Source organism: Rhodovulum viride (assembly GCF_003265965.1).
Classification (GTDB): domain Bacteria; phylum Pseudomonadota; class Alphaproteobacteria; order Rhodobacterales; family Rhodobacteraceae; genus Rhodovulum; species Rhodovulum kholense.
Genome location: NZ_MUAV01000153.1, coordinates 1 through 621 on the forward strand (window position 1 = coordinate 1; position 621 = coordinate 621).

Genomic DNA, 621 nt, shown 5'->3' on the forward strand with positions numbered 1-621 from the left:
CCGCCCAGGTCCCGCCCATGAAGTCATAGGCGGTCTGCGCGAAGCTGTAGGGGCTTTGGGTGCGGATCGCGCTGCTGATCTGGCGCAGCGTGAAGCCCGCGATGCGCACGGCCTCGGGCGGAAAGGCCATCAGACGCCCTCCCGGCGCTGGCGGGCATAGACCCGCTGCGCCTCGTCGCGCGTCACCCGCCGCACGACTTCCGCGATCTGTTCCGGGCTGGCATTGCTGCCCGCGACCGACACATGCACATCGCCCATGCGGACAGACCCGCCGCCGCCCAGGCTGGCGACGCCGAGCTTGCCATTGCCCAGCCGGGTCAGCGGCAGGATCGCCTCGGGGCCTGCCTCGCCCATCAGCCCGGTCGTGGCGCCCCGCATCGGAAAGAAGGTCGGCCGGTCGACCACGCCGCCCGCGGCAAAGGCCCGGACCCGGCCGCCCTCGAAGACATTGCCAAGCGCGTTGACCGTCACGCCGCCGCCCGCGCCCGCACCGGCGCCGCCGAACATCCCCGCGAAGAGGCTGTCGAAGAAGCCGCCCATCGCGGTCGAGACCGGCGACAGCGCCCGGTCCAGCAGATCGTCGAGCATCCGGTCGGCCAAGGCCGAGATCGCGTCGCCCGC

General features: G+C 72.6%; 1 protein-coding gene. It reads right to left on the reverse strand.

Features of this window, described 5'->3' with window-relative positions:
- Window positions 1-129: 129 nt before the first annotated feature.
- Window positions 130-621 (reverse strand): phage tail tape measure protein (locus tag BYZ73_RS23960; protein WP_425451110.1); only part of this gene is annotated, 492 nt, incomplete at its 5' end.